The sequence below is a fragment of the Natronorubrum halobium genome, from assembly GCF_051351675.1.
Taxonomy (GTDB): domain Archaea; phylum Halobacteriota; class Halobacteria; order Halobacteriales; family Natrialbaceae; genus Natronorubrum.
Genome location: NZ_CP195595.1, coordinates 3,968,585 through 3,986,706 on the forward strand (window position 1 = coordinate 3,968,585; position 18,122 = coordinate 3,986,706).

Annotated in this window: 17 protein-coding genes and 2 pseudogenes; 9 read left to right on the forward strand and 10 right to left on the reverse strand. The window is 62.9% G+C overall.

Features of this window, described 5'->3' with window-relative positions:
• Positions 1-52 precede the first annotated feature (52 nt).
• The 6 genes and pseudogenes from ACSFC7_RS19805 (at position 53) to hepT (ending at position 3,982) form a co-directional block, all read left to right on the forward strand.
• A complete protein-coding gene (locus tag ACSFC7_RS19805; RefSeq protein ID WP_436344531.1) occupies positions 53-559 on the forward strand; it encodes a DNA-binding protein in 507 nt (168 codons plus the stop codon).
• Positions 552-1,061: a metal-dependent hydrolase gene (locus ACSFC7_RS19810; protein ID WP_436344532.1), complete on the forward strand. Its 510-nt coding sequence runs from the start codon at positions 552-554 to the stop codon at positions 1,059-1,061. Before ACSFC7_RS19805 ends, ACSFC7_RS19810 begins: the two co-directional genes overlap by 8 nt.
• A gap of 94 nt (positions 1,062-1,155) precedes the next feature.
• Entirely contained in the window at positions 1,156-2,280 is a 1,125-nt protein-coding gene (locus ACSFC7_RS19815; protein ID WP_436344533.1) for a DUF4330 family protein, read from the forward strand.
• A 2-nt stretch (positions 2,281-2,282) separates the two neighbouring features.
• Positions 2,283-2,828 carry a hypothetical protein gene (locus ACSFC7_RS19820; RefSeq protein WP_436344534.1) on the forward strand — a complete coding sequence of 182 codons (546 nt, stop codon included), beginning with the start codon at positions 2,283-2,285 and terminating at the stop codon, positions 2,826-2,828.
• Positions 2,829-3,067: 239 nt separating this feature from the next.
• Positions 3,068-3,499: a nucleotidyltransferase family protein gene (locus ACSFC7_RS19825; RefSeq protein WP_436344535.1), complete on the forward strand. Its 432-nt coding sequence runs from the start codon at positions 3,068-3,070 to the stop codon at positions 3,497-3,499.
• Positions 3,500-3,533: 34 nt separating this feature from the next.
• Positions 3,534-3,982 (forward strand): annotated as a pseudogene (gene hepT, locus ACSFC7_RS19830) (type VII toxin-antitoxin system HepT family RNase toxin).
• Between the two features lie 42 nt (positions 3,983-4,024).
• Here hepT and ACSFC7_RS19835 read toward each other — a convergent pair.
• A complete protein-coding gene (locus ACSFC7_RS19835) occupies positions 4,025-5,533 on the reverse strand; it encodes a sugar transferase (RefSeq protein WP_436344536.1) in 1,509 nt (502 codons plus the stop codon).
• 451 nt (positions 5,534-5,984) lie between these two features.
• Between ACSFC7_RS19835 and ACSFC7_RS19840 the strand changes: the two genes are divergently transcribed.
• Positions 5,985-6,485 (forward strand): VanZ family protein, encoded by a 501-nt coding sequence (locus ACSFC7_RS19840; RefSeq protein ID WP_436344537.1) that lies wholly within the window; start codon positions 5,985-5,987, stop codon positions 6,483-6,485.
• Positions 6,486-6,631: 146 nt separating this feature from the next.
• Here the strand turns inward: ACSFC7_RS19840 and ACSFC7_RS19845 are convergent, their stop codons facing one another.
• From ACSFC7_RS19845 to ACSFC7_RS19855, 3 genes and pseudogenes are all read right to left on the reverse strand, one after another.
• Positions 6,632-7,321: a nucleotidyltransferase domain-containing protein gene (locus ACSFC7_RS19845; protein ID WP_436344538.1), complete on the reverse strand. Its 690-nt coding sequence runs from the start codon at positions 7,319-7,321 to the stop codon at positions 6,632-6,634.
• Positions 7,322-7,575: 254 nt separating this feature from the next.
• Entirely contained in the window at positions 7,576-8,940 is a 1,365-nt protein-coding gene (locus tag ACSFC7_RS19850) for a BGTF surface domain-containing protein (protein WP_436347992.1), read from the reverse strand.
• A gap of 987 nt (positions 8,941-9,927) precedes the next feature.
• Positions 9,928-10,002, reverse strand: a pseudogene (locus ACSFC7_RS19855) (surface glycoprotein); the annotation flags it as partial.
• A 543-nt stretch (positions 10,003-10,545) separates the two neighbouring features.
• On the opposite strand from ACSFC7_RS19855, the gene ACSFC7_RS19860 reads away from it, so the two are divergent.
• Positions 10,546-11,667 carry a hypothetical protein gene (locus tag ACSFC7_RS19860; RefSeq protein ID WP_436344539.1) on the forward strand — a complete coding sequence of 374 codons (1,122 nt, stop codon included), beginning with the start codon at positions 10,546-10,548 and terminating at the stop codon, positions 11,665-11,667.
• A 96-nt stretch (positions 11,668-11,763) separates the two neighbouring features.
• Here the strand turns inward: ACSFC7_RS19860 and ACSFC7_RS19865 are convergent, their stop codons facing one another.
• The 5 genes from ACSFC7_RS19865 to ACSFC7_RS19885 form a co-directional block, all read right to left on the reverse strand.
• A complete protein-coding gene (locus ACSFC7_RS19865; protein ID WP_436344540.1) occupies positions 11,764-11,895 on the reverse strand; it encodes a hypothetical protein in 132 nt (43 codons plus the stop codon).
• 70 nt (positions 11,896-11,965) lie between these two features.
• Positions 11,966-12,754, reverse strand: a complete 789-nt coding sequence (locus ACSFC7_RS19870) for a VOC family protein (protein ID WP_436344541.1) — start codon at positions 12,752-12,754, stop codon at positions 11,966-11,968.
• Positions 12,755-12,802: 48 nt separating this feature from the next.
• On the reverse strand, positions 12,803-14,476 hold the full coding sequence (locus ACSFC7_RS19875) for a Na+/H+ antiporter NhaC family protein (RefSeq protein ID WP_436344542.1): 1,674 nt from the start codon (positions 14,474-14,476) through the stop codon (positions 12,803-12,805).
• A gap of 104 nt (positions 14,477-14,580) precedes the next feature.
• Positions 14,581-15,690, reverse strand: coding sequence for an OBG GTPase family GTP-binding protein (locus ACSFC7_RS19880; RefSeq protein WP_436344543.1), 1,110 nt, complete (start codon positions 15,688-15,690; stop codon positions 14,581-14,583).
• Positions 15,691-15,880: 190 nt separating this feature from the next.
• The gene (locus tag ACSFC7_RS19885) at positions 15,881-16,153 is read right to left on the reverse strand and encodes a PRC-barrel domain-containing protein (RefSeq protein WP_436344544.1); all 273 of its coding nucleotides are present in this window, start codon (positions 16,151-16,153) and stop codon (positions 15,881-15,883) included.
• A gap of 215 nt (positions 16,154-16,368) precedes the next feature.
• On the opposite strand from ACSFC7_RS19885, the gene ACSFC7_RS19890 reads away from it, so the two are divergent.
• Positions 16,369-16,614, forward strand: a complete 246-nt coding sequence (locus ACSFC7_RS19890; RefSeq protein WP_436344545.1) for a hypothetical protein — start codon at positions 16,369-16,371, stop codon at positions 16,612-16,614.
• A gap of 59 nt (positions 16,615-16,673) precedes the next feature.
• Here the strand turns inward: ACSFC7_RS19890 and ACSFC7_RS19895 are convergent, their stop codons facing one another.
• Entirely contained in the window at positions 16,674-17,951 is a 1,278-nt protein-coding gene (locus ACSFC7_RS19895; RefSeq protein ID WP_436344546.1) for a TiaS agmantine-binding domain-containing protein, read from the reverse strand.
• Between the last annotated feature and the right edge of the window lie 171 nt (positions 17,952-18,122).

The following is an 18,122-nucleotide window of genomic DNA, read 5'->3' on the forward strand; positions in this document are numbered from 1 at the left end:
AATCGGCGGCGATCGATACCGTGAAGGCGGCGACAGTCCAGCGTAGAGACGAATGCGCCTCGCCGCCAGACTCGTCGTCGCCGCCGTCTTGGTCGCAGCGGTCCTCGGCCTCTGCGTGCACTACGGAGGGACCTACGACGACAACTGGCCCCACCCGACTGGCGACCAGTTACGGGACGAGTACGACGCTTACGAGGGTGAGCGCGTCCTGCTGGTCGGCAGCGTCCAGTCGGTCGATCGCGATACGATCGTGATCCACATCACGGACTCCGCCGACGAGGTCGCGGCCGAACTCGAGATCCACGGCGTCGACGAGTCGGTGGCCCCCGGCGGCACCGTCCAGGTCTACGGCGTTCTCGAGCCCGATCGAACGATGACGCCCGAAGAGACGGTCGTCGTCGACCGCGACGCGAGTGCGTTCGGCTACAAACTCGCTACCTCCATCGTCGGCGTCCTCCTCGCGGTCGGCTACTTCGGCCGCCACTGGACCGCGAATCCGAAGACGCTCGCCATCGAACCGCGACGGGCGGAGACCACCGAGACGGGGGACGATGGCTGAACTCCTCTCGCACGTCCTCGTCGCCTACGCCCTCGGTACCGTCGTAAGCTGGCATCTCGACTGGGTGACGAAACGCTGGGTCGCCATCGCGATGATCGGCGCGCTCCTGCCGGATCTCAACCGCGTCGGCCTCTTCGTCGCGGATGCGACGCTCGAAACCGTCCTCGGCGTCCCGTTCGGCGTCGACGCGATCCACACGCTCGGTGGCGTCGTTCTCCTGGCAGGTATCGGCGCGGTGGTCGTCGCCGACCGACACCAGCGAGCGTTCGCCACGTTGCTCGCGGGTGCCCTCTCACATCTGCTCGCGGACGCGCTCAAGGCGTACGCCGACGGTGCCGCCGGCGCGTGGCTGTATCCGGTCACCTGGGCCCGCCACCCGGCGCCGAGTCTGTACGTCTCGTCGGATCCGATCGTCCTCGGTGTGATCGCCGCCGGTGCGCTTCTCGTCTGGTGGCTAGACCGCGCTCGAGACGATCGAGCGACGGCATCGGCCGACGAGTGAGAACGGAAGCGAAGCACCGCTCTCCCTCCCGCAGGTCACAATACCTATGTGGATGCGAGAAACTCAGCATTGGTATGAACGATTCGGGTGAGCCATGGAGATAATCGACGAAAACGGGAACCTCTTCGGGGCCGTCAACGTCGTCGATGCGCTCGCCGTCTGCCTCCTCGTCGCGGTCGTCGTCGCCGGCGTCGCGGCCGTCGGGACGCTCGGAGCGGAAGACGAGACCGAGGCCGACGATGGGCCCGCCGTCGAGACTCGCTACGCGACGATCGATCTCGGGACGCAGTCGTCGTCGCTGGCCGAAACGATCTCGGCCGGCGACGAGATGACTCGCGACGACCATCCGCACAGCCTCACGATCACCGACGTGTACGCGACCCCGGTCTCGAGCGGCGCGGCCGACGTGACCGTCCGCACGGAGGTCGAGGGAACACAGTTCGAGAACGGGACCTACGCCTTCGGTGACGCCGAGTTCGCGACCGGACGGAACGTCTCGATCGGGACCGAAGCGTACGACGCCACCGGAACCATCGAGGCCGTCGAGAACGAGGGAACCGAACTGCCGGTCGCGGAGACCGACGCGTTACTCGAGACGACGGCCTCGTCGGAAGCCGCCGCGGACGTCCAGGTCGGCGACGAGGTCCGGATCGGAGACGAGACGGTCGCGACGGTCGAAACCGTCTCCGTCTACCCCGTCGGCGACGGCACTCATCGGGTGCTCGTCGGCGCGACGCTGACGACGCTCGAGCACGAGTACGACCGTCGGTACGGACAGATACCGGTCGAATCCGGCTCGACGATCCCGCTCTCGACGGCCGACTACGACCTCGACCTCGCAGTTCTCGATACGGGTGTCACCGACGAACCGGGCGAGCCGACGACGACGACGGTCGAGATCGATCTCGAGAAACTGGGGGACCGCGAAGCGGGGCAGTTCGAACCCGGACTGACCGAGACCGCCGGCGGTGAGACCTGGGCGACGATCGAGGACATCGAGCGCGAACCCGCCTCGGTTATCGTCGAAACCGAGAACGGCGAACTCCACGAGCGCCACCACCCGACAAAAGACGACGTGACACTCACCGTCGAGTTGCAGACCCGGGAAACCGCGCTGGGGCCCCGGTTCAAGGGTAGCTCTCTCGACAACGGCGACACCGTCTATCTCGACTTCGGCATCGCGTCCATCGAAGAACGACTCTGGGTCGTCGACGACTGACCATGATCGATTCGAACGCCGGCTCCCCGAGATCGACGCTCGAGACCCTCGGAGAGCGACTGCGGACGTCCGTCTCGCAGTCTCGGCTCACCGGCAGTGCCCGAACGCTCACGCGCATCGTTCGTCACTCGCGGCTGTATCGCTGGCTCACGACCGAACCCGAGTCGGACGTGATCGTCATCGACCTCCGCGAGACCTACACGGTCGGTCCGTTTATCCGCGTTCTCGATCGCTGTCTCGAGCAGCTCTCGGACGCCGCGGCCTCGTCCAGAACGGCCGATATCGCCCGTCGAGTCGACGCGACGTTCCAGCACCGGCCGCTGGGAGTTGTCGGACTCACGCTGATCGCGGCGGGACTCGTCTCCCTGCTCATCTCCATCGTGCTCGGTCGACTGGGGACGACCTGGATCGCCGTACACGTCGGCCTCTTGCTGGTATCGCTCCTGGGGCTACGTTCGGAGCGGACGCTCGACGATCTCACCGAGACTCGAGCCTGGGAGTTGCTCGCTGCCGCGTTCGAACCGCCCGAGCCGCCTCACGGCGGATAACAGCTTTGGAAAACTGCGAATCACCCCTCTGTATTGGTCACAGTTTGGGTACCTGCGCTGGACCGAGTAAGTTCGACTCGGGGACTGCTACGTCGATCGGCGAACATTTCGATAACTGTCTGCAGCGACTCGAGAACGTCGTCCACTTGTCAAACGGAACACGTCGCAGCGTGTGAGCAACCACGACGAACTATCCGTGAGAATTTATAAACACTCGGCACGCATATCACTACACAACCATGACGGACGATCCGGAAGTGGCACTTCCGTCCGAGGAGGTCACCGCTCTTCGCGAGATTCTCACGGACCACGAGGTGCGCTTTGCGGTGGTATTCGGTTCGGCGGGACGTCCGGACGGCGATCCAGCGGATGTCGATCTTGCAGTCGAATTTGCGGAGTGCCTGCCGACGGACGACGGATACACGGACACGTATCTGAGGCTCCACTCGGCGCTCGAGAACGAACTCGGCCGGGATGTCGATCTCGTCGACGTACACTCAATGTCGCCTCGGTTCGCCAGCGTCGTGTTCGACGATGGCGTCCGAATTCTCGGTACTGTCGACCGGCGGCACACCCTCGCGGAGCAACTCGCAGGCGAGAGTCAGTCCGTCGGCGACGCCCGAAAACGTGTCGCTGCTGCCGTCGCTCGTCTCCAGGAGGGGTCGTCGTGATCGACAGATCGTTCGCGGACGGCGATACAGACCGATGAGTTCCGACGACCTCCCCGCCGACCGAGCCAACCGAATCGCGGATGCCGTCGAGGATATCGAACGAAACGTCACTCGACTTCGCACCCACCAGCGTCTATCGCGGGACGAGTACGCGGCCCCTGGCGAACAAGACCCGCGCGATGCGATCGAGCGGAAGTTCGAAAAGCTTGCCGAGGCGGTAGTCGACATCGCCTCGGAACTGTGCAAACAAGAACGCGGTGACGTTCCCGACCGCCGAAAGGCCACCATCACAGCGCTCGAAGACGAAAGGCTCATCCAGCAGGAACTTGCCGAGCGCTTCGTGACGCCGTTGGGTTCCGGGACGTTCTCGCACACACCTATGGACCGATCGTAAACGATGATATCGTTTACGACGCACTCCAGAACAGCATAGAGCGCTACGTCGAGTTCGTCGAAGCGGTCCACGAATATCTGAACGGATAGCTCGATCTCGACATCCAACCAAGGGGTTCACGACCCTCGGGCCTATCCTCGGATCATCTCCCACACGTCCGCGAGCACGTTCCACACCTGTCGGACGACGATCTTCACGTCGACCCGGAACGACTGCCGGCGGATGTACTCGAGGTCGTACCGCAGCTTCGCGTTCGGATCGGTGCTCTTCGCGTCGTTGATCTGCGCCAGCCCGGTCAGTCCCGGTTTCACGAACCACCGTTTCCGCCACGCCGGCGCGTCCCGCTCGAGCAGCACCTCCTCTTCCGTCCAGACGGCGCGCGGTCCGACGACGCTCATGTCGCCGACGAAGATTGACCACAGCTGCGGCAATTCGTCCAGATGCGTCTTCCGGAGGACGCGTCCGACGCGCGTAATCCGGTCGTTCTCCGCGTCGTCGGTGGGCGTCGCGTCCTCCCCTTCGGGAACCATCGACCGGAACTTGTAGACCGGGAAGGTTTCGCCGAGTCCGGCCGTCCGGTCTTGACTGTAGAAAACCGGTCCGGGACTGTCGTACTTGATCGCGGCGGCGATCAGCAGCATCACCGGCGCGAAACCGAGTAATCCGACCGTCGCGAACAGGACGTCGAACACGCGCTTGAACAGGTGATCCAGCGGGTCCCAGGGCTCGAGGTCCACGTCGACCAGTTCGCCGACGTCACCCGCGGAGACGAGCACGCTGTCGGCGTACTCCCGGTGTACCTTCGCGTTGACACCGTGTTCGTGACACGCGTCGAGCGCGCCGAAGAACTCCGCGCGGTCGGCCTGCCGGAACGCGAGCACGACGGTGTCGACGTCGTACTCGACGAGCACGTCCTCGAGGCGGGAGAGCCCGCCGAGTCGCGTCAGTCCGGCGAGTTCCCGCGGCTCGTCGGGTTCCGACTCGAGCGCGCGGCCGGGGACGGCACCACCGGTCTCTGGCGTCTCTACTGCGACGCCACCGTCGGCCCTGACGTCGCCGGTCTTCGTACCGGCGTCGCGACCGTCGATATCGTCCTCGTCGAATCCGTGGTAGCCGACGCTCGACGGACAGAGGTAGCCGAGCACGGGGGCGTTCACGGTCGGCGCGATACGCTCGACCTGGGCCAGGTCGTCCCCGACGAACAGCGTGCGGCCGCCCGCTTCGGTCGGTCGGCGGCGGATCCAGACGAACCACGCCGGGATCAGTATCGCGAGGAGGCCGACGATCATGACCAGCGTCGCTCGAGGCAGCCTGTGGGACCACTTGAAGTAGCCGAGGGTCGAGAGCGCGAGCCCGGCGACCAGCACCCGTTTTTGCGCCAGCACGACGGTATCCAGGATTCGCCGCGGGCGGGGCCGATAGAGCGGCAGGAGACACACCGTCACTGCGACGACGGTCAGGGCCACCGCCCAGTGGAGCGACGCACCGGTCAGGACAGTTACCTCCAGGCGGTTGAACAGCGGGACGTACGTCGTAAAGACGTGCTGGGAGAACGGATGGTTGGTAGCAGCCACGGCGGCGACGGTCAACCCGACCACGCCGAGGACGCTCACGATCCGGAACCGCCACCCAGTAAGCATTCGTTACGAAGAACGAGTCGGCAGTGTCATAACTTTGTTGAAAGCAGTGTCAGTCAGGGTAGGCGTCGACGTGACGCGAGTCGTTTCTCGGGTTCAGCGTCGACCAGACAGTATCCGATATATCGGCGAATATTGGCCATTGAGACGTTCATACGACGCATCTCCGAATTCGGTTCGGTAATTATTCAACCAGATACTACTGTATAACAAGAATCAAACATGTTTTATCAGTGTTCGTTCGCATAGAATTATGCCCGCTACGCGGTGAGCCGGAGCCGAACCACGCGGAACTCCTCTCTCGAGAGGGTGACTCGAGTGCTGAACTGGCGAGTTCAACTGCATCGACACGCACGTCTCGGTAGTAAGCGCGGATTACCAGAACCGCCGGCTCACCGCGAGTCGAGAAGTCATAACGTTACTAACCAATAGTCCCGGGAACGCCCTGACGACGGTGTCCCTCCGAATTCCACTGCTCCCGCGGCTCGTTCGCTGGCTCCCGTCCGTTGTCGTCGCCGCGCTGATCTGCTACTGGTCGGTGATCGCGACGCCGCCGGCGGGTCCGTCGCTCGAGACGGCGGCTCTCGTCGGCGACACTGCGGCGCTGGCCGACGATACCGTGGCGAGCGGCGTCGGAACCGGCGTCGCAGATTCGATTCCGGACTCCTACACCCGCCACGCGACGGCCTACGCGACGCTGACGCTCAGTCTCGCGTACGCGCTCGCGGATCGCGAGGCCCCGATCGCTCGGAAGGCGCTGTTCGTCTTCGCCATCGTGACGGGCTACGGCGCGCTGATGGAGGTCGGACAGCTGTACCAGCCGGCTCGCACCACCGCCCTCGCGGACGTTCTGGTCAACGCCTGCGGGGCCGCGATCGCACTGGGCTGGTACGGCCTCGAGCGACGAGCGCGGGTCGTTCCCGTGCTCGAGTCCCGTCGGCGCGACGCGGTGTAACTGACGACACGTCCCCAGCATCGCACACGCCTTCCCCCAACTGCACGTCAGCATCCGTTTCCTGCCACGATAACGAATCTTGAACGGGGCCAGTCTCCTCATCGGCTAACAGCGACTCAACGCGCTCGACAGCATCAACGACGTCTTCAAGCCCCATCCGCGAACACCTCCTGTTTCACTGCGTCAAGAACCGGGGCGTCGTGAAGCGTGATCCCTTCCACGAGCACGTCACGGATTCGGTCGTGCGTCACTGCTGAGCCGCGCGTCTCAACGACGATGTGCGGCTCGAACCGGTCACCGTCAAACTGTTCCGACGCGATCTCTTCCTCAATGCCGTGTGCCGCTCGCTGCGCCGCCATTCGGCCATCATCGACGATGACGAATACGTCGATATCGCTCGCTCGGTCGGCGTCACCGCGAGCGACACTCCCGAACAACACGATCGCTGCGTCATCCCCGATACGATCTACGAGCCGGTTCCGAACGGCTCGCACTGGGTCGTGGTACTCGAGTTGCGGGATCGTGGTAACCGGATCGTCGCTGCGGACGAGTTTCTCCGGATTGATCTGTACGGCATTTGACCTGCCGTCACGGTCGACGTGAATTACACCGAGCGCTTCGAGGGAGAGGACAGCGGCGTTCACGTTAGACATTCCTTTCCCAGTCAGTCGGTGGAGTTCACGGTTCGAGAAGGTCGTGTCGGGATTATCCGTGAGTACATGGAGGATGTCAGTCGCTGCGCGGTGCCGGAACGCGTCGCGGTCACCGAGCGGGATCGGGAGACAAACGTGCGTTCCCTCGCATCCACCTGACGACTGAACGGTCTTACGGTTCATGAACGGGTAGATGGTTCAGTACCCATTAAGTATTCCGCTCACGAGCACCACGTCCGGTATTCAATTTTATCAGAGCCGACAATCTCGATCGGACCGAACAGGTACGAACCGGTCGCTGTGGAGCGGATAGGGTACTATTCGTATAGGAAACGGAACCGACGGCGACGAACGCGATGGCTGTCGCTGGGTGGTGTAGCGTTCGAAAGAAATGAAAGTGCGTCGGAGCCGGACGAAGTCCGGTGGTTAGTTACGAGTTAGTTCTGACGTCGCAGGGCCAGCATGGCGGCTGCGAGCAGCGCGACGACAGCGACAGCGACACCGAAGCCGGGCGTTCCGTCGTCGGAGTCGTCATCGCCATCATCGTCGGAGTCGTCGGAGTCGTCAGAGTCGTCGGAGTCGTCGGAGTCATCCGAGTCGTCGGAGTCGTCAGAGTCGTCGGAGTCATCCGAGTCGTCAGAGTCGTCTTCATCATCGTCGCCAGCCTCGGTGACGGTCAGCGTACCGTCGTAGGAGGCGTCGTCAGAGCCGCTCTCTGCGGTGATGGTGAAGTCGAAGGCACCCTCGCCGAGGTCTGCACCGTCGGCGGTGGTGAGCGTCACGGTCTCGGAGTCGTCTCCGTCAACGTCGACGCTTTCGGTGTAGGTTTCACCGTCGAGCTCGAGTTCAACATCGACCGTCTGGTTGTCGTCGCCGTTGTTGGTGACGACTGCGTCGATGTCGGTCGACTCTTCGGTGGTGATCTCTTCATCGTAGTCAGCGCCGAGTTCGATGCCCGTAGCATCGTCAGCGCCCGAGAGGGTCAGGTCCTCGAGGACAGCATCCTCTGCGGCACCATCGCCGCTATACGTTTCCGAGGCAGTGATGTCGAAGAGCGAACCAACCTGTTCGCCTTCGAGGTCGAACTCAGCGGCGAAGGTGTAGTCTTCGGCGACAACAGTGTCGGTGTAGTCAACGAAGCCACCTTCGTCACTTGGCGAGTCGGCGTCAGCTTCGAGCTCCGTACCTGGTGCGACGTTCGTCGTACCGGTTGCGGTTGCGTCCGACTCAGCTGGGAGCGAATCGATGTCGTCCCACTCAATGTTACGCTCTTCGAAGCTGGTGTCGAGTTCTGCTTCGTACTCGTCGTCTTCAGCAACGTAGTCGTTGGTGTCGTGTACCGTGAAGGAGACTTCGTGGTTTGCTTCAGCGAAGTCGAAGTCCGTAGCGTCGTTGATGTTAACCGCGAAGACGAGGTCTCCGTCGTAGTCGTCTTCAACGTCGATCAGACTGACGCCGAGTGCGTACTCGTCCGCGCTGGCATTATCACCATCGAACGTGCTGTTGTACGTATTCACGTCATCCGAGACAATACCCGATTTCTCCTGAACGATCTCAACGGAGACGTCGTCCAGGAATGCGTCGTCAATGTTAGCGACTGCAGCATCAGCACCAAAGTCCTCGAGGGTCAGGAAGAGCTGATCTCCCTGTGCGATGGTGTCCGCCTCAGTAGCGGATTCATCGAAGTCTTCGAGGGTACTAACGTCGTCGTCAGCTGGTGCAACGGAGCTTACCGTATCACCGAAGCCACCGTGATCATTAACGACGAGTCGATCTCGGTCGTAATCGTCGAAGTTGTCCATATCGACCGTTTCTCCCTCATCGAACTGATCCGCTGGACCGATGTTCAGGTTCCAGTTGTGGGATGGGAGTGGCTGGTCAATACTGCTATTGCCGTTGTTGGCGTCACGCACCTCAGCGTCGGAGTCCTCGTGGACAGTCCATGCGTCGGCGGCGTCAGGTGCGTCCGTGTTGTAGAGGAGGACGACTTCGTCACCCTCGATGTCGGTCACTTCAACAGCAGAAGCGAAACCGTTGCCGATCTGTTCTTCGTGGATGACAACAGTGGCGCTGTCAGCCTGGTCGACACTGATAGTGATCTCAGCGAAGTCACCCTGATCGACATCCTCGACGTTGACGAATTCGTAGTCAGCATCGTCGTCGGTCACGGTAACCGAAGCGTTGTCCGATGCCGTTGTGTCGGTCACATCAAACGTGAATTCGTAGTCGCCGACGTCGCTGTTAGCGAAGGTTGTTTCGAAGCTATCTTCGGCGGAGACGCCCTGAAGTTGGACAATCTCATCATTTTCATCTTCGACATCCACGCTGTCAGTGAAGATAGCGTCGAGTTCCTCATCACTGAGGGTCTCGCCGTTATATTCACCGGTCACGTTGAGGTCGACATTGTCAGGTCGTTCAACGTCACTAACATCATCGTAGCTGACGTTGACAGGGTTATCCTGGCCAGCGATAGTGGACTCGAATTCAGTGTCGACTTCGTGATCGTTCACCCAGAAGGATCCAGTCTCATTTTCGTCACCGTGTGCGATGTAGTACCGACCTTCGTCGAGGCCGCTCGTGTCGATGGTTGCGGTACCATCACTGAGACGGAGGTTCTGGACGACTTCGTCACCCTGCATCAGGTCAGCAGGGGAATCGAGGCCGCTAACGCTAATCGTTTGTCCTGCCCATACATCATCGTCATCGAGTGCTGTCTGACCGTCTTCGTCGAAGTTTTGGTCAGCATGGTTACTGGCCGCTGCCGCCCCCGCAAACGCTGCGGACATGGCGAAAACGGACATAACCATAAGCGCGGCCAGGAACACTGCGCGTCCCTTTTCGCGATATGAGATTTCGTTTGTCATTTATGTTGTCTTGTGTTTTGTGTTGGTTGGTTTGCGAGCGATACGACAGGAGTGCGAGTGAGCGACCAGTGCAACCGCCGCACTGTCTCGCACCGGGTAGGGGTATCAGAAATGTATAAAGCATCACGTAATAAGCTTTCTGGAACACTCAGTGTTCGATTGTCTCGAGTAATGCTAGATAAAAACGCAAGACGGGGGCGCGATAGACTGATCGAACCACCGATTAGTCAGAACCCGTGACTGACGATTCTAAGTGCGTGTTACTCATAAAGGGGCCTGAAATTCTCGAGTCCACGTATGTATTTGGTCTGTCTCTAGCATTCCCGATCACTCCTCACAACCGAGTCAATCGCTCCTAATTGTAGATTACCACCTCGAGAACCGCAACGAACCCCCATTCGAGCGGACCGTCCGTCCGACTGTCTCGACCGGGTCGAGGACCGACCCTCCCATCGACTGTCCGAAGGAAGATCGCTACTCTCAGGGACAGTGATAGTCTCGATCGAAACCACTTTTACTCGCTGTCTACCAACAGGATCGAGTATGAATCTGGACAGACGACAGCTGTTACGACTCACCGGGGCGACGACGGCCGGCTCGGTGGCCGCACTGGCCGGCTGCACGAGCGACGGCGACAGCAGCGACGATACTGGGAACGGAGACGACGGAAACGGGGACGAAAACGGCGAGGAAACCGACCCGAACGGCGACGCCCTCGAGACCGCCGAACTCTCCTACGAGCGGTGGCTGACGAGCGACGCCGACGGCGAACTGCTGTTCAGCTACTTCGACTGGACCGGACTCGAGGACGTCGACGAACTCGAGGACGACGAGGACGAGCGGTTATCGGAGTGGAGCGAGGACTCCGAGGTAGCGGACCCGATGATCGACCTGCCGATGACCGGCGCGTTCCTGGTGGTGTTGACTGCGGCCTTCGCGATACCGGGCACCGGGCTGGAGCGGATCGTCGATATGGAAGACGACGCGCTGGCGGCGACGGACGCCGAGACGACGCTCGACGAACTGCTGTTCGTCAACGAGACGCTGTGCTTCCTCGGCGATGTCGAGACCGGCGAGGTCGTCGACGCGCTCACCGACGACGGGGGCGACGACCCGTACGCGTCCGAAACGGCGTTCGAACACGCCGACGATATCGGCGACTTCGAGATCTACGAGCCGGACGACTCCGGCGACGACGACGGGTACGGGACGGCCTCGAGCGAAACCGTCGCCGTCGGCGAGAATGCGATACTCGTCGCCGACGATTCGGAAACCATCGACGGGATCGACCACGTCCGATCCGTCCTCGAGGCGTCCGACGGCGAGACCGCGGCGGACGAACGAGACGAGTTCGACTGGACGCTCGAGACGGCCGGCGACGGCCACATCGTCCTCGGTGCGTACAGTAACGGCGACGAACTCGACGACGTCGAACCGGGCGACGACGTCGAGGACGCGAACGCGATCGTCAGTTCGCTCACGTTCGACGAGGACGGCGGCGCGGCGGGCGACTTCGCGGCGACGTTCGAGACGATCGACGACGAGACGGAAGCCGAAATCGAGAGCGACCTCGGCGCGACCGCCGACGACCTGCGCCTCGAGATGGAGGACACGCGAGTCTCGGCCTCGGCCTCGTGGGACGCGGACAACGAGGTGCTCGAGTAGCTGACGCCGGTGATATCTCGCACGAGACGTTCAGTATCGGTCTACGAGATGCGCACGCCGTCGGGAACGAGCGTGAACCCGAGCGTTCGAAAGTCGCTATCGAACGCGAAGACGCCTATCGAACGCGAAGACGCGTTCGACCCCGTAGGCAGCCGCGAGCGATCCCGTCGCGTGATCGACGAACGGAATCCGCTGGTCGTCGACGCGAGCGAACTCGTCGCAGATCACCTCGAACTGCTGGGAGGAAGAGAGTCGTCCCGAGCGTCGCGTTAGAACCGGTGAAACGACCGTTCGTCGCTCAGAACGGGAACAGCGAGTCGGCCTCGAGGTCGCGCTCGAGCAACTCGATCTCGTGGCCGTCCTGGTCCGTCGTGAAGGCGTACATGTTGTCGTTGCTCGCGGGGTCCCGGTAGTCGGGCGCCTCCCGTTCCAGCAACTGGTCCCAGTCGTCCTCGAGGTCGTCCATCCGAACGCAGAGGTGGCCCCAGGCGTCGCCCATCTCGTAGCTCCGGCCGTCGTAGTTGTACGTCAACTCGACGGACATCGCCTCGTCGGCGGCGTCCGACGGCTCGACGAAGTAGTTCGCGAACGTGTCGGACTCCCAGCGACCGACCTCGTCGTACTCGAACTTTCGGGTCCAGAAGCCGAGCGCCTCGTCGGCGTCCTCGACGCGGATCATGGTGTGGTCGATCGACCACGTCGCCCCCTGATCGCGCTGGACGATTTCGATCTCGTGGCCGTCGGGATCTTTCACGAACGCGTACCGGCCGCCGCAGCTCTCCGGATCGCGGTAGTCCTCGACGCCGTCGTCCATCAGCTGCTCGTAGTGGGCCTCGAGTTCGCCTTCGGGCACGCGAACCGCGATGTGTCCCCAGGCGTCGCCCAGTTCGAGGTCTGCACCCTCGTTGTGGGTCAACTCGAGCATTGCGCTCTCCTCGTGCATGTCTTCGGGACCGAGGTAGACGATGGTGAAGCCGTCGCCCTCGTAGCGGTCTTTCTCCTCGTACTCCAGGTGCGTCTGATACCAGTCGAGGGACTCCTCGAGATCCTCGACGCGCATCATCGTGTGGTCGAGCGTTCCGTCCATGTGAAAACCGTCGCCTGCAGGCGGCAAAAACGTGGCGAAGCCGGCGGTCTACTCGTCCCTGCGGCCGCGCTCGGCGCGCTCCTCGGGCGTTCGCGACGTGATCGGATCGAGGCCCTTGCGAGCGCCGTCGAGTTCCGACAGCCCGCGGACGAGCGCGTAGAGGAGGACGAGTCCCAGCGGGAGGAAGAGGACGGGCGAGACGTCGAGATAGCCGTAGAGCAGGTAACAGACGACCACGACGAGCATGACGGTGCTGGCGTAGTACAACTGCGTGCGCACGTGATCGATCAGGTCGGCCCCGGTGAACGTCGACGACAGTACGGAGGTGTCGGAGATGGGTGAGGTGTGATCGCCGAAGATCGCCCCCGAGAAGACGGCGCCGACGATGACCGGCATGATGTCGAACGATCCCGTCAGGTTGTACGCGATTTCGATCGCGAGCGGCGTCACGATCCCCATCGTGGCCCAGGACGACCCCATCGTGAACGCGATGAAGGCCGCGACGAACAGAATCGCGATCGGGAGCACCTCGACCGGGATCGTGTCCCCGACGGCACCGGCGACGTAGTCGCCCGTCTCGAGGGCCGACGCGACGTCGCTGATCGCCCACGCGAGGACGAGGATCGTGACCGCAGTCACCATGAGCTTGAACCCGTCGAGGACGGTGTCGACGCCGTCGCCGACGTCGAAGAGGTCGTAGGCGACGCCGATCGCGATCGCGGACGCGACCATGGCGAACGAGCCCCAGATCAGCGCGCCGGCGAAGTCTCCCGCGCCGACGATATCGACGAGTACCTGCAGCCAACCGTCCTCGCCCGCCGCAGCGCCGATGGCCGTCGGCGCGCCTTCCTCGGCCTGGTCCGCGGTCCACGCGTCGTACCCGGTCCAGAGCGCACCGGCCATCGTGACCGCGATGAGCACGACGACGGGCGCGAAGAACGTCCGCAACATCGGCCGATCGTCGATCGGCTCGCCGAGATCCTTCTCTACTTCCTGTAACGGCTGGGCGTCCTCTCGGTTGACGTTCCCGGTCGTCCAGGCGCGGTGTTCGGCGTCGAGCATCTCGCCGAAGTCTCGGCGAGTGTAGACGACGATCCCGACCATCGCGATCGCGAGCAGAGCGTAGGTGTTGAAGGGGATCGACCAGACGAACGTTTCGAAGGCGGTCGGGGCCTCCTCTTCGACGCCGAGACCCTCGTAGCCGTCGGCGATCAGCGAGAGCTGGAAGGCCACCCAACTCGAGAGCCCGATCGTCGCCACGGGCGCGGCCGTCGAGTCCACGATGTAGGAGAGCTTCTCGCGGGAGATGCGCATCTGGTCCGAGATCTCGCGCATCGTACTCCCCACGATAGCGGTGTTCGCGTAGTCGTCGAAGAACATGAGCAGCCCCAGCACCCACGTCGTCAGCCCGACGGTTCGCTGGGTCTCGAGTCGGTCCGTCGCCCAGTTACGAACCGCGGTCGCGCCGCCGAGTCGCCAGATAAGCGCGACCCCCGAGCCGAGCAGGATCGTAAACAGCAGGATCTGGACGTGAAAGCCGTCGTCGGCGATGATCGCGCCGACGATCCAGTCGAATGTCTGTGCGATACCGTGACTCTCCGTGTAGATGACGGCTCCCGACCAGATGCCGAGGAACAGCGAGAGCATCGGCCGCCGGGTAACGATCGCGAGGCCGATCGCGAGCAACGGTGGAACCAGCGACAACGCGCCGAATTCGGACATATTCGAGACTCATTGAGGATTCAGATAATCCTACTCATTCGATAGCTATGATGTTTCACACAGGACGGGAGTGAATAGTACGGCAAAACCGCGCACGAATCGTCTTACCGGCGCAGAATCAGTTTGAGCACGTCCTCGTCCTCGAGCACGTGATCCTTCCCGACCTGTTGTTGGTCGTGGGTCGCGCTGGGACCCGTCACGCGGGCGAACCGGAACCGCTCTTGCATCTCGCCGCCGAGTTTGTCGATGGCTTCGCCGACGGTGGCGTCTTCCTCGATGACGAGCGGTTCCTCCCAGTCGATTCCGCGGCCGGGCTTTTCCATGTAGACGCGGATGAGCCCCAGGTTGTCCCAGATGCGGTCTTTGAGGACGTCCAGTCCCTTCTCCTCCTCGGCGCTGATGAACGTCACCTCCTCGGGATCGAGGTCGCGCTCGCGGAGTTTCTCGTCGACCGTCTCCTTGTAGGAAGGTTCGATCAGGTCGACCTTGTTCACGCACGTGATCGACGGAATGTACTCCCGATTCTCCATCAGGCCGTCGACCAGTCGGTCGATGTCGACGTTCTCCTGGAGGTTGAGGTCGGCGTTGACGTACCCCTGATCGCGCAACACGTCCGAGATCGTCTTCTCGTCGAGATCCTGCTCGGTGCTCGAGGTGATCTTGATGCCGTCTTTGATCTTCGGACGGACCGTCACCCGCGGCGGTTCCTGATCGACGCGGATGTTGATGTCGTACAGCTCCTCTTGGAGTCGGTCGTACTGCTCGATCTCGAACACCGAGAGCATGAAGATGATCAGATCGGCGTTGCGGACGACCGCCAGGACCTGCTGTCCGTCACCGCGCCCCGACGCGGCGCCCTCGATCAGCCCCGGCACGTCCAGCATCTGGATGTTCGCCCCGCGGTGCTGGAGCATGCCGGGGTTGACGTCCAGCGTCGTGAACTCGTACGACCCCGTCTCGCTCTCGGCGTTGGTCATCGAGTTCAACAGTGAGGACTTCCCAACACTCGGGAACCCGACCAGTGCAACGGTCGCGTCGCCGTGTTTCTCGACGGAGTAGCCGGTGCCGCCGCCCGCCGAACTCTGGTTCTGGAGCTTCTCTTTTTTCTCCGCGAGCTTCGACTTCAGCCGGCCGATGTGGGCCTCCGTCGACTTGTTGTAGGGCGTGTTGGCGATTTCGTCTTCGATCTTCTCGATCTCCTCCTCGAGCCCCATTTGTCTGTACCCAACCGCCCGTGCCGAAAAACACTTTCGACCCCTTCGCAGGACGATGACACTGGCGCCGTCGTGCGATCGGTCGGTCGCGCCGCCACGCTCGTCGTCGAGTCACCGCTCGTTGGACGGACGGCCAACCGACGTGACGCCGCCGCTCGAGCGACGCGAACCCGAAGCCGACCCGCTCCGATCAGTAGTCGACGACGATGGTATCTTTCACGACTCGAATCCGATCGACGGGGACGAGCACCCGATCGTTCTCGTCCGTTTCGAAGTCGAGCGACCGGGATTTGATCCGTGGAGACGGGTCGATGACGAGGTCGTTGAGTGTCCCCGACGTCGGATTCAGCGTGAGATTGTGAACGGTTCCGAACTTGGTGCCGTCGACACCGACGACGGACTTTTTCGTAAGCGATCTCGCGAGCAGTTCGCCCATGCATCTCGAGCCATCGGTCTCATTCATAACTACCCGGGAGCTTACGACGCTGCAACGGTTTCACTCGACAGTTTCGCTTTCCGGAAGAGACGATATGAGTCCCTTAGGGGCCGACGAGAACGACGCCGACGACGCTGGAGAGTCGACTCGAGTGGCGAGCGGGCCGTTCCGGCTCAGTCTTCGGGAAGGACGAGCGGACGTTTCACGAGGTTCGCGAGGGCTTCGAGCAGCGAGCGTTCGTGATGGACGACCACACCGTCTTCCACTGGCGAGATATTCAGGACCACGTTCGCTTCGGTCGGGAGTTCCCGGTCGACGGCGCGACCGCGTTCTTCGAGTGGCTGGCGACCGTCGATACCGACGCGATCACGGAGTCGGTGACCGAAGCGACACACCGCAAAGTCGTCCGCGGCGTCGCGCGTAACATACCCTACCCCGTCTACAACTCGCTGTACCCCGTCTACGGTTCGCTCAAGAAGCGTATCTGAGTCGGCCCTGTGTTCGCGGTAGAGGACACGGCGACGAAGACACCCTGCTCACGAACGGGCTAGCGCTCGGGGTGTGTCGGCGCGTCGAACCCGCCGCGGACCAGCGGCTTCGAAATGTGTCTTCGCGCACACGGAGGCACTTCGTACCAGCCCGTCTCGAGGGCCCGCTCGAGGTCGCGCTCGACTTTCCCGTCCGTGCCGGTCCCGCAGTCCCGACAGCGATACCCCTGATTCCGCCCGGCGCTCTTCATCGTCCGCTCGCAGTCGGGACAGGTCGGCGTCGCGCGCTCGGTCGTCACCAGTTCTCGAACCGCGAATTTCTCGAGTTTGAGCGTTCCCTGCGAAACCTCGCCGCAGGCGGTGAGCCGATCTCCGACCCGCAGCGCCCGCACCCGATCGCGGAACCGTTTCGTCGGTTCGAAGGCGGCACACTCGAGCCGCGAGGTGTCCGCCGCCCCACTCTCGAGTTCGAAAAAGACGTGCCCTCCTCGACGCGTTTCGGGATCGCTCGCGACGCGGCCGTCGATCCGATACGCCCGGCCGTCCGCGGCCGACTCGAGATCCCCGTCCTGCAGGTGAACGTCCGTCCCCTGGTTGGTCACGAACAGCTGACTCGAGGCGACCGGTTCGCTCTCGATCCGGTCGGCGACGGCGCGAACGGCGTGGGGGTCGTCGCCGCGGATCCCGTACAGGATCGGGCCGGGGGTGTGGGGCACGCAGACGGTCTCGTCCTCGCCGCGGTCCACCGTGTCCCAGACGTCGGGGTAGCCCCAGTCGGCCGCGGCGAAGACGCTCTCGCGGTCGACGTTGCGCGGGGTTCCCCACCGGCTCGAGTCCCGGTAGGAGATGTATTCGTACGTCCAGTCCGACAGCGCCCGTCGACCGCCGATCGCGGCCAGCGCACCGATCCGTCCGCGGCCGTCGCCCGCGTGCCACGTCCGGTAGCCGTGGCGCTCGACCAACGCCGTTGCGTCGGCGATCTCGAGGTGTTCGCGAATCGCCCGACCGGCGAAGGCACTCACGTCGTCGGGGACGTCCTCGGCCTCGCCCGCAGCCACCACGAGCCCCGGATTGGTTCGCTCGTCGGCCGTTTCCGAGAGCGACTCGAGGCGCTCTCGAGCGATCGAAAACGCGCACTCGGGATCGGCGTCGGTGTGGATCGCGAGTGCAGCGTTCCCCCGCGTCTTGTACGGAACGGCGGGATTGAGCCGGACGAGCAGCAGTCTCGAGACCGCAGTCCCCCGCCGGCGCAGCCGCTCGGCCACCTGCGCGGCGACGTACGTCGTACACATCCCGCGCTCGCGGGAGTCGGTATCGTCGAGGCCGACTAGGGTCATCGCCCGGAGTTGGGACGGGAGCGAGTAACCGCTTTCGGGACGGCTTCTCGAGTCGGCGATCCGAACCGGAGCGAACCGATCAACGGAGGCGACTTATCACCAGCGGGGCGTATAACAGATATATAAGTATACTGCCGGTACGTATCCGAACCGCGACACGGCACGGATATC

What these genes read in the sequence shown, in the direction of transcription:
- ACSFC7_RS19805 (WP_436344531.1), top strand. Translation starts at nt 53, where the DNA reads ATGCGCCTCGCCGCCAGACTCGTCGTCGCCGCCGTCTTGGTCGCAGCG.
- ACSFC7_RS19810 (WP_436344532.1), top strand. Translation starts at nt 552, where the DNA reads ATGGCTGAACTCCTCTCGCACGTCCTCGTCGCCTACGCCCTCGGTACC.
- ACSFC7_RS19815 (WP_436344533.1), top strand. Translation starts at nt 1,156, where the DNA reads ATGGAGATAATCGACGAAAACGGGAACCTCTTCGGGGCCGTCAACGTC.
- ACSFC7_RS19820 (WP_436344534.1), top strand. Translation starts at nt 2,283, where the DNA reads ATGATCGATTCGAACGCCGGCTCCCCGAGATCGACGCTCGAGACCCTC.
- ACSFC7_RS19825 (WP_436344535.1), top strand. Translation starts at nt 3,068, where the DNA reads ATGACGGACGATCCGGAAGTGGCACTTCCGTCCGAGGAGGTCACCGCT.
- ACSFC7_RS19835 (WP_436344536.1), bottom strand. Translation starts at nt 5,533, where the DNA reads ATGCTTACTGGGTGGCGGTTCCGGATCGTGAGCGTCCTCGGCGTGGTC.
- ACSFC7_RS19845 (WP_436344538.1), bottom strand. Translation starts at nt 7,321, where the DNA reads ATGAACCGTAAGACCGTTCAGTCGTCAGGTGGATGCGAGGGAACGCAC.
- ACSFC7_RS19850 (WP_436347992.1), bottom strand. Translation starts at nt 8,940, where the DNA reads ATGGACAACTTCGACGATTACGACCGAGATCGACTCGTCGTTAATGAT.
- ACSFC7_RS19860 (WP_436344539.1), top strand. Translation starts at nt 10,546, where the DNA reads ATGAATCTGGACAGACGACAGCTGTTACGACTCACCGGGGCGACGACG.
- ACSFC7_RS19870 (WP_436344541.1), bottom strand. Translation starts at nt 12,754, where the DNA reads ATGGACGGAACGCTCGACCACACGATGATGCGCGTCGAGGATCTCGAG.
- ACSFC7_RS19875 (WP_436344542.1), bottom strand. Translation starts at nt 14,476, where the DNA reads ATGTCCGAATTCGGCGCGTTGTCGCTGGTTCCACCGTTGCTCGCGATC.
- ACSFC7_RS19880 (WP_436344543.1), bottom strand. Translation starts at nt 15,690, where the DNA reads ATGGGGCTCGAGGAGGAGATCGAGAAGATCGAAGACGAAATCGCCAAC.
- ACSFC7_RS19885 (WP_436344544.1), bottom strand. Translation starts at nt 16,153, where the DNA reads ATGAATGAGACCGATGGCTCGAGATGCATGGGCGAACTGCTCGCGAGA.
- ACSFC7_RS19890 (WP_436344545.1), top strand. Translation starts at nt 16,369, where the DNA reads ATGGACGACCACACCGTCTTCCACTGGCGAGATATTCAGGACCACGTT.
- ACSFC7_RS19895 (WP_436344546.1), bottom strand. Translation starts at nt 17,951, where the DNA reads ATGACCCTAGTCGGCCTCGACGATACCGACTCCCGCGAGCGCGGGATG.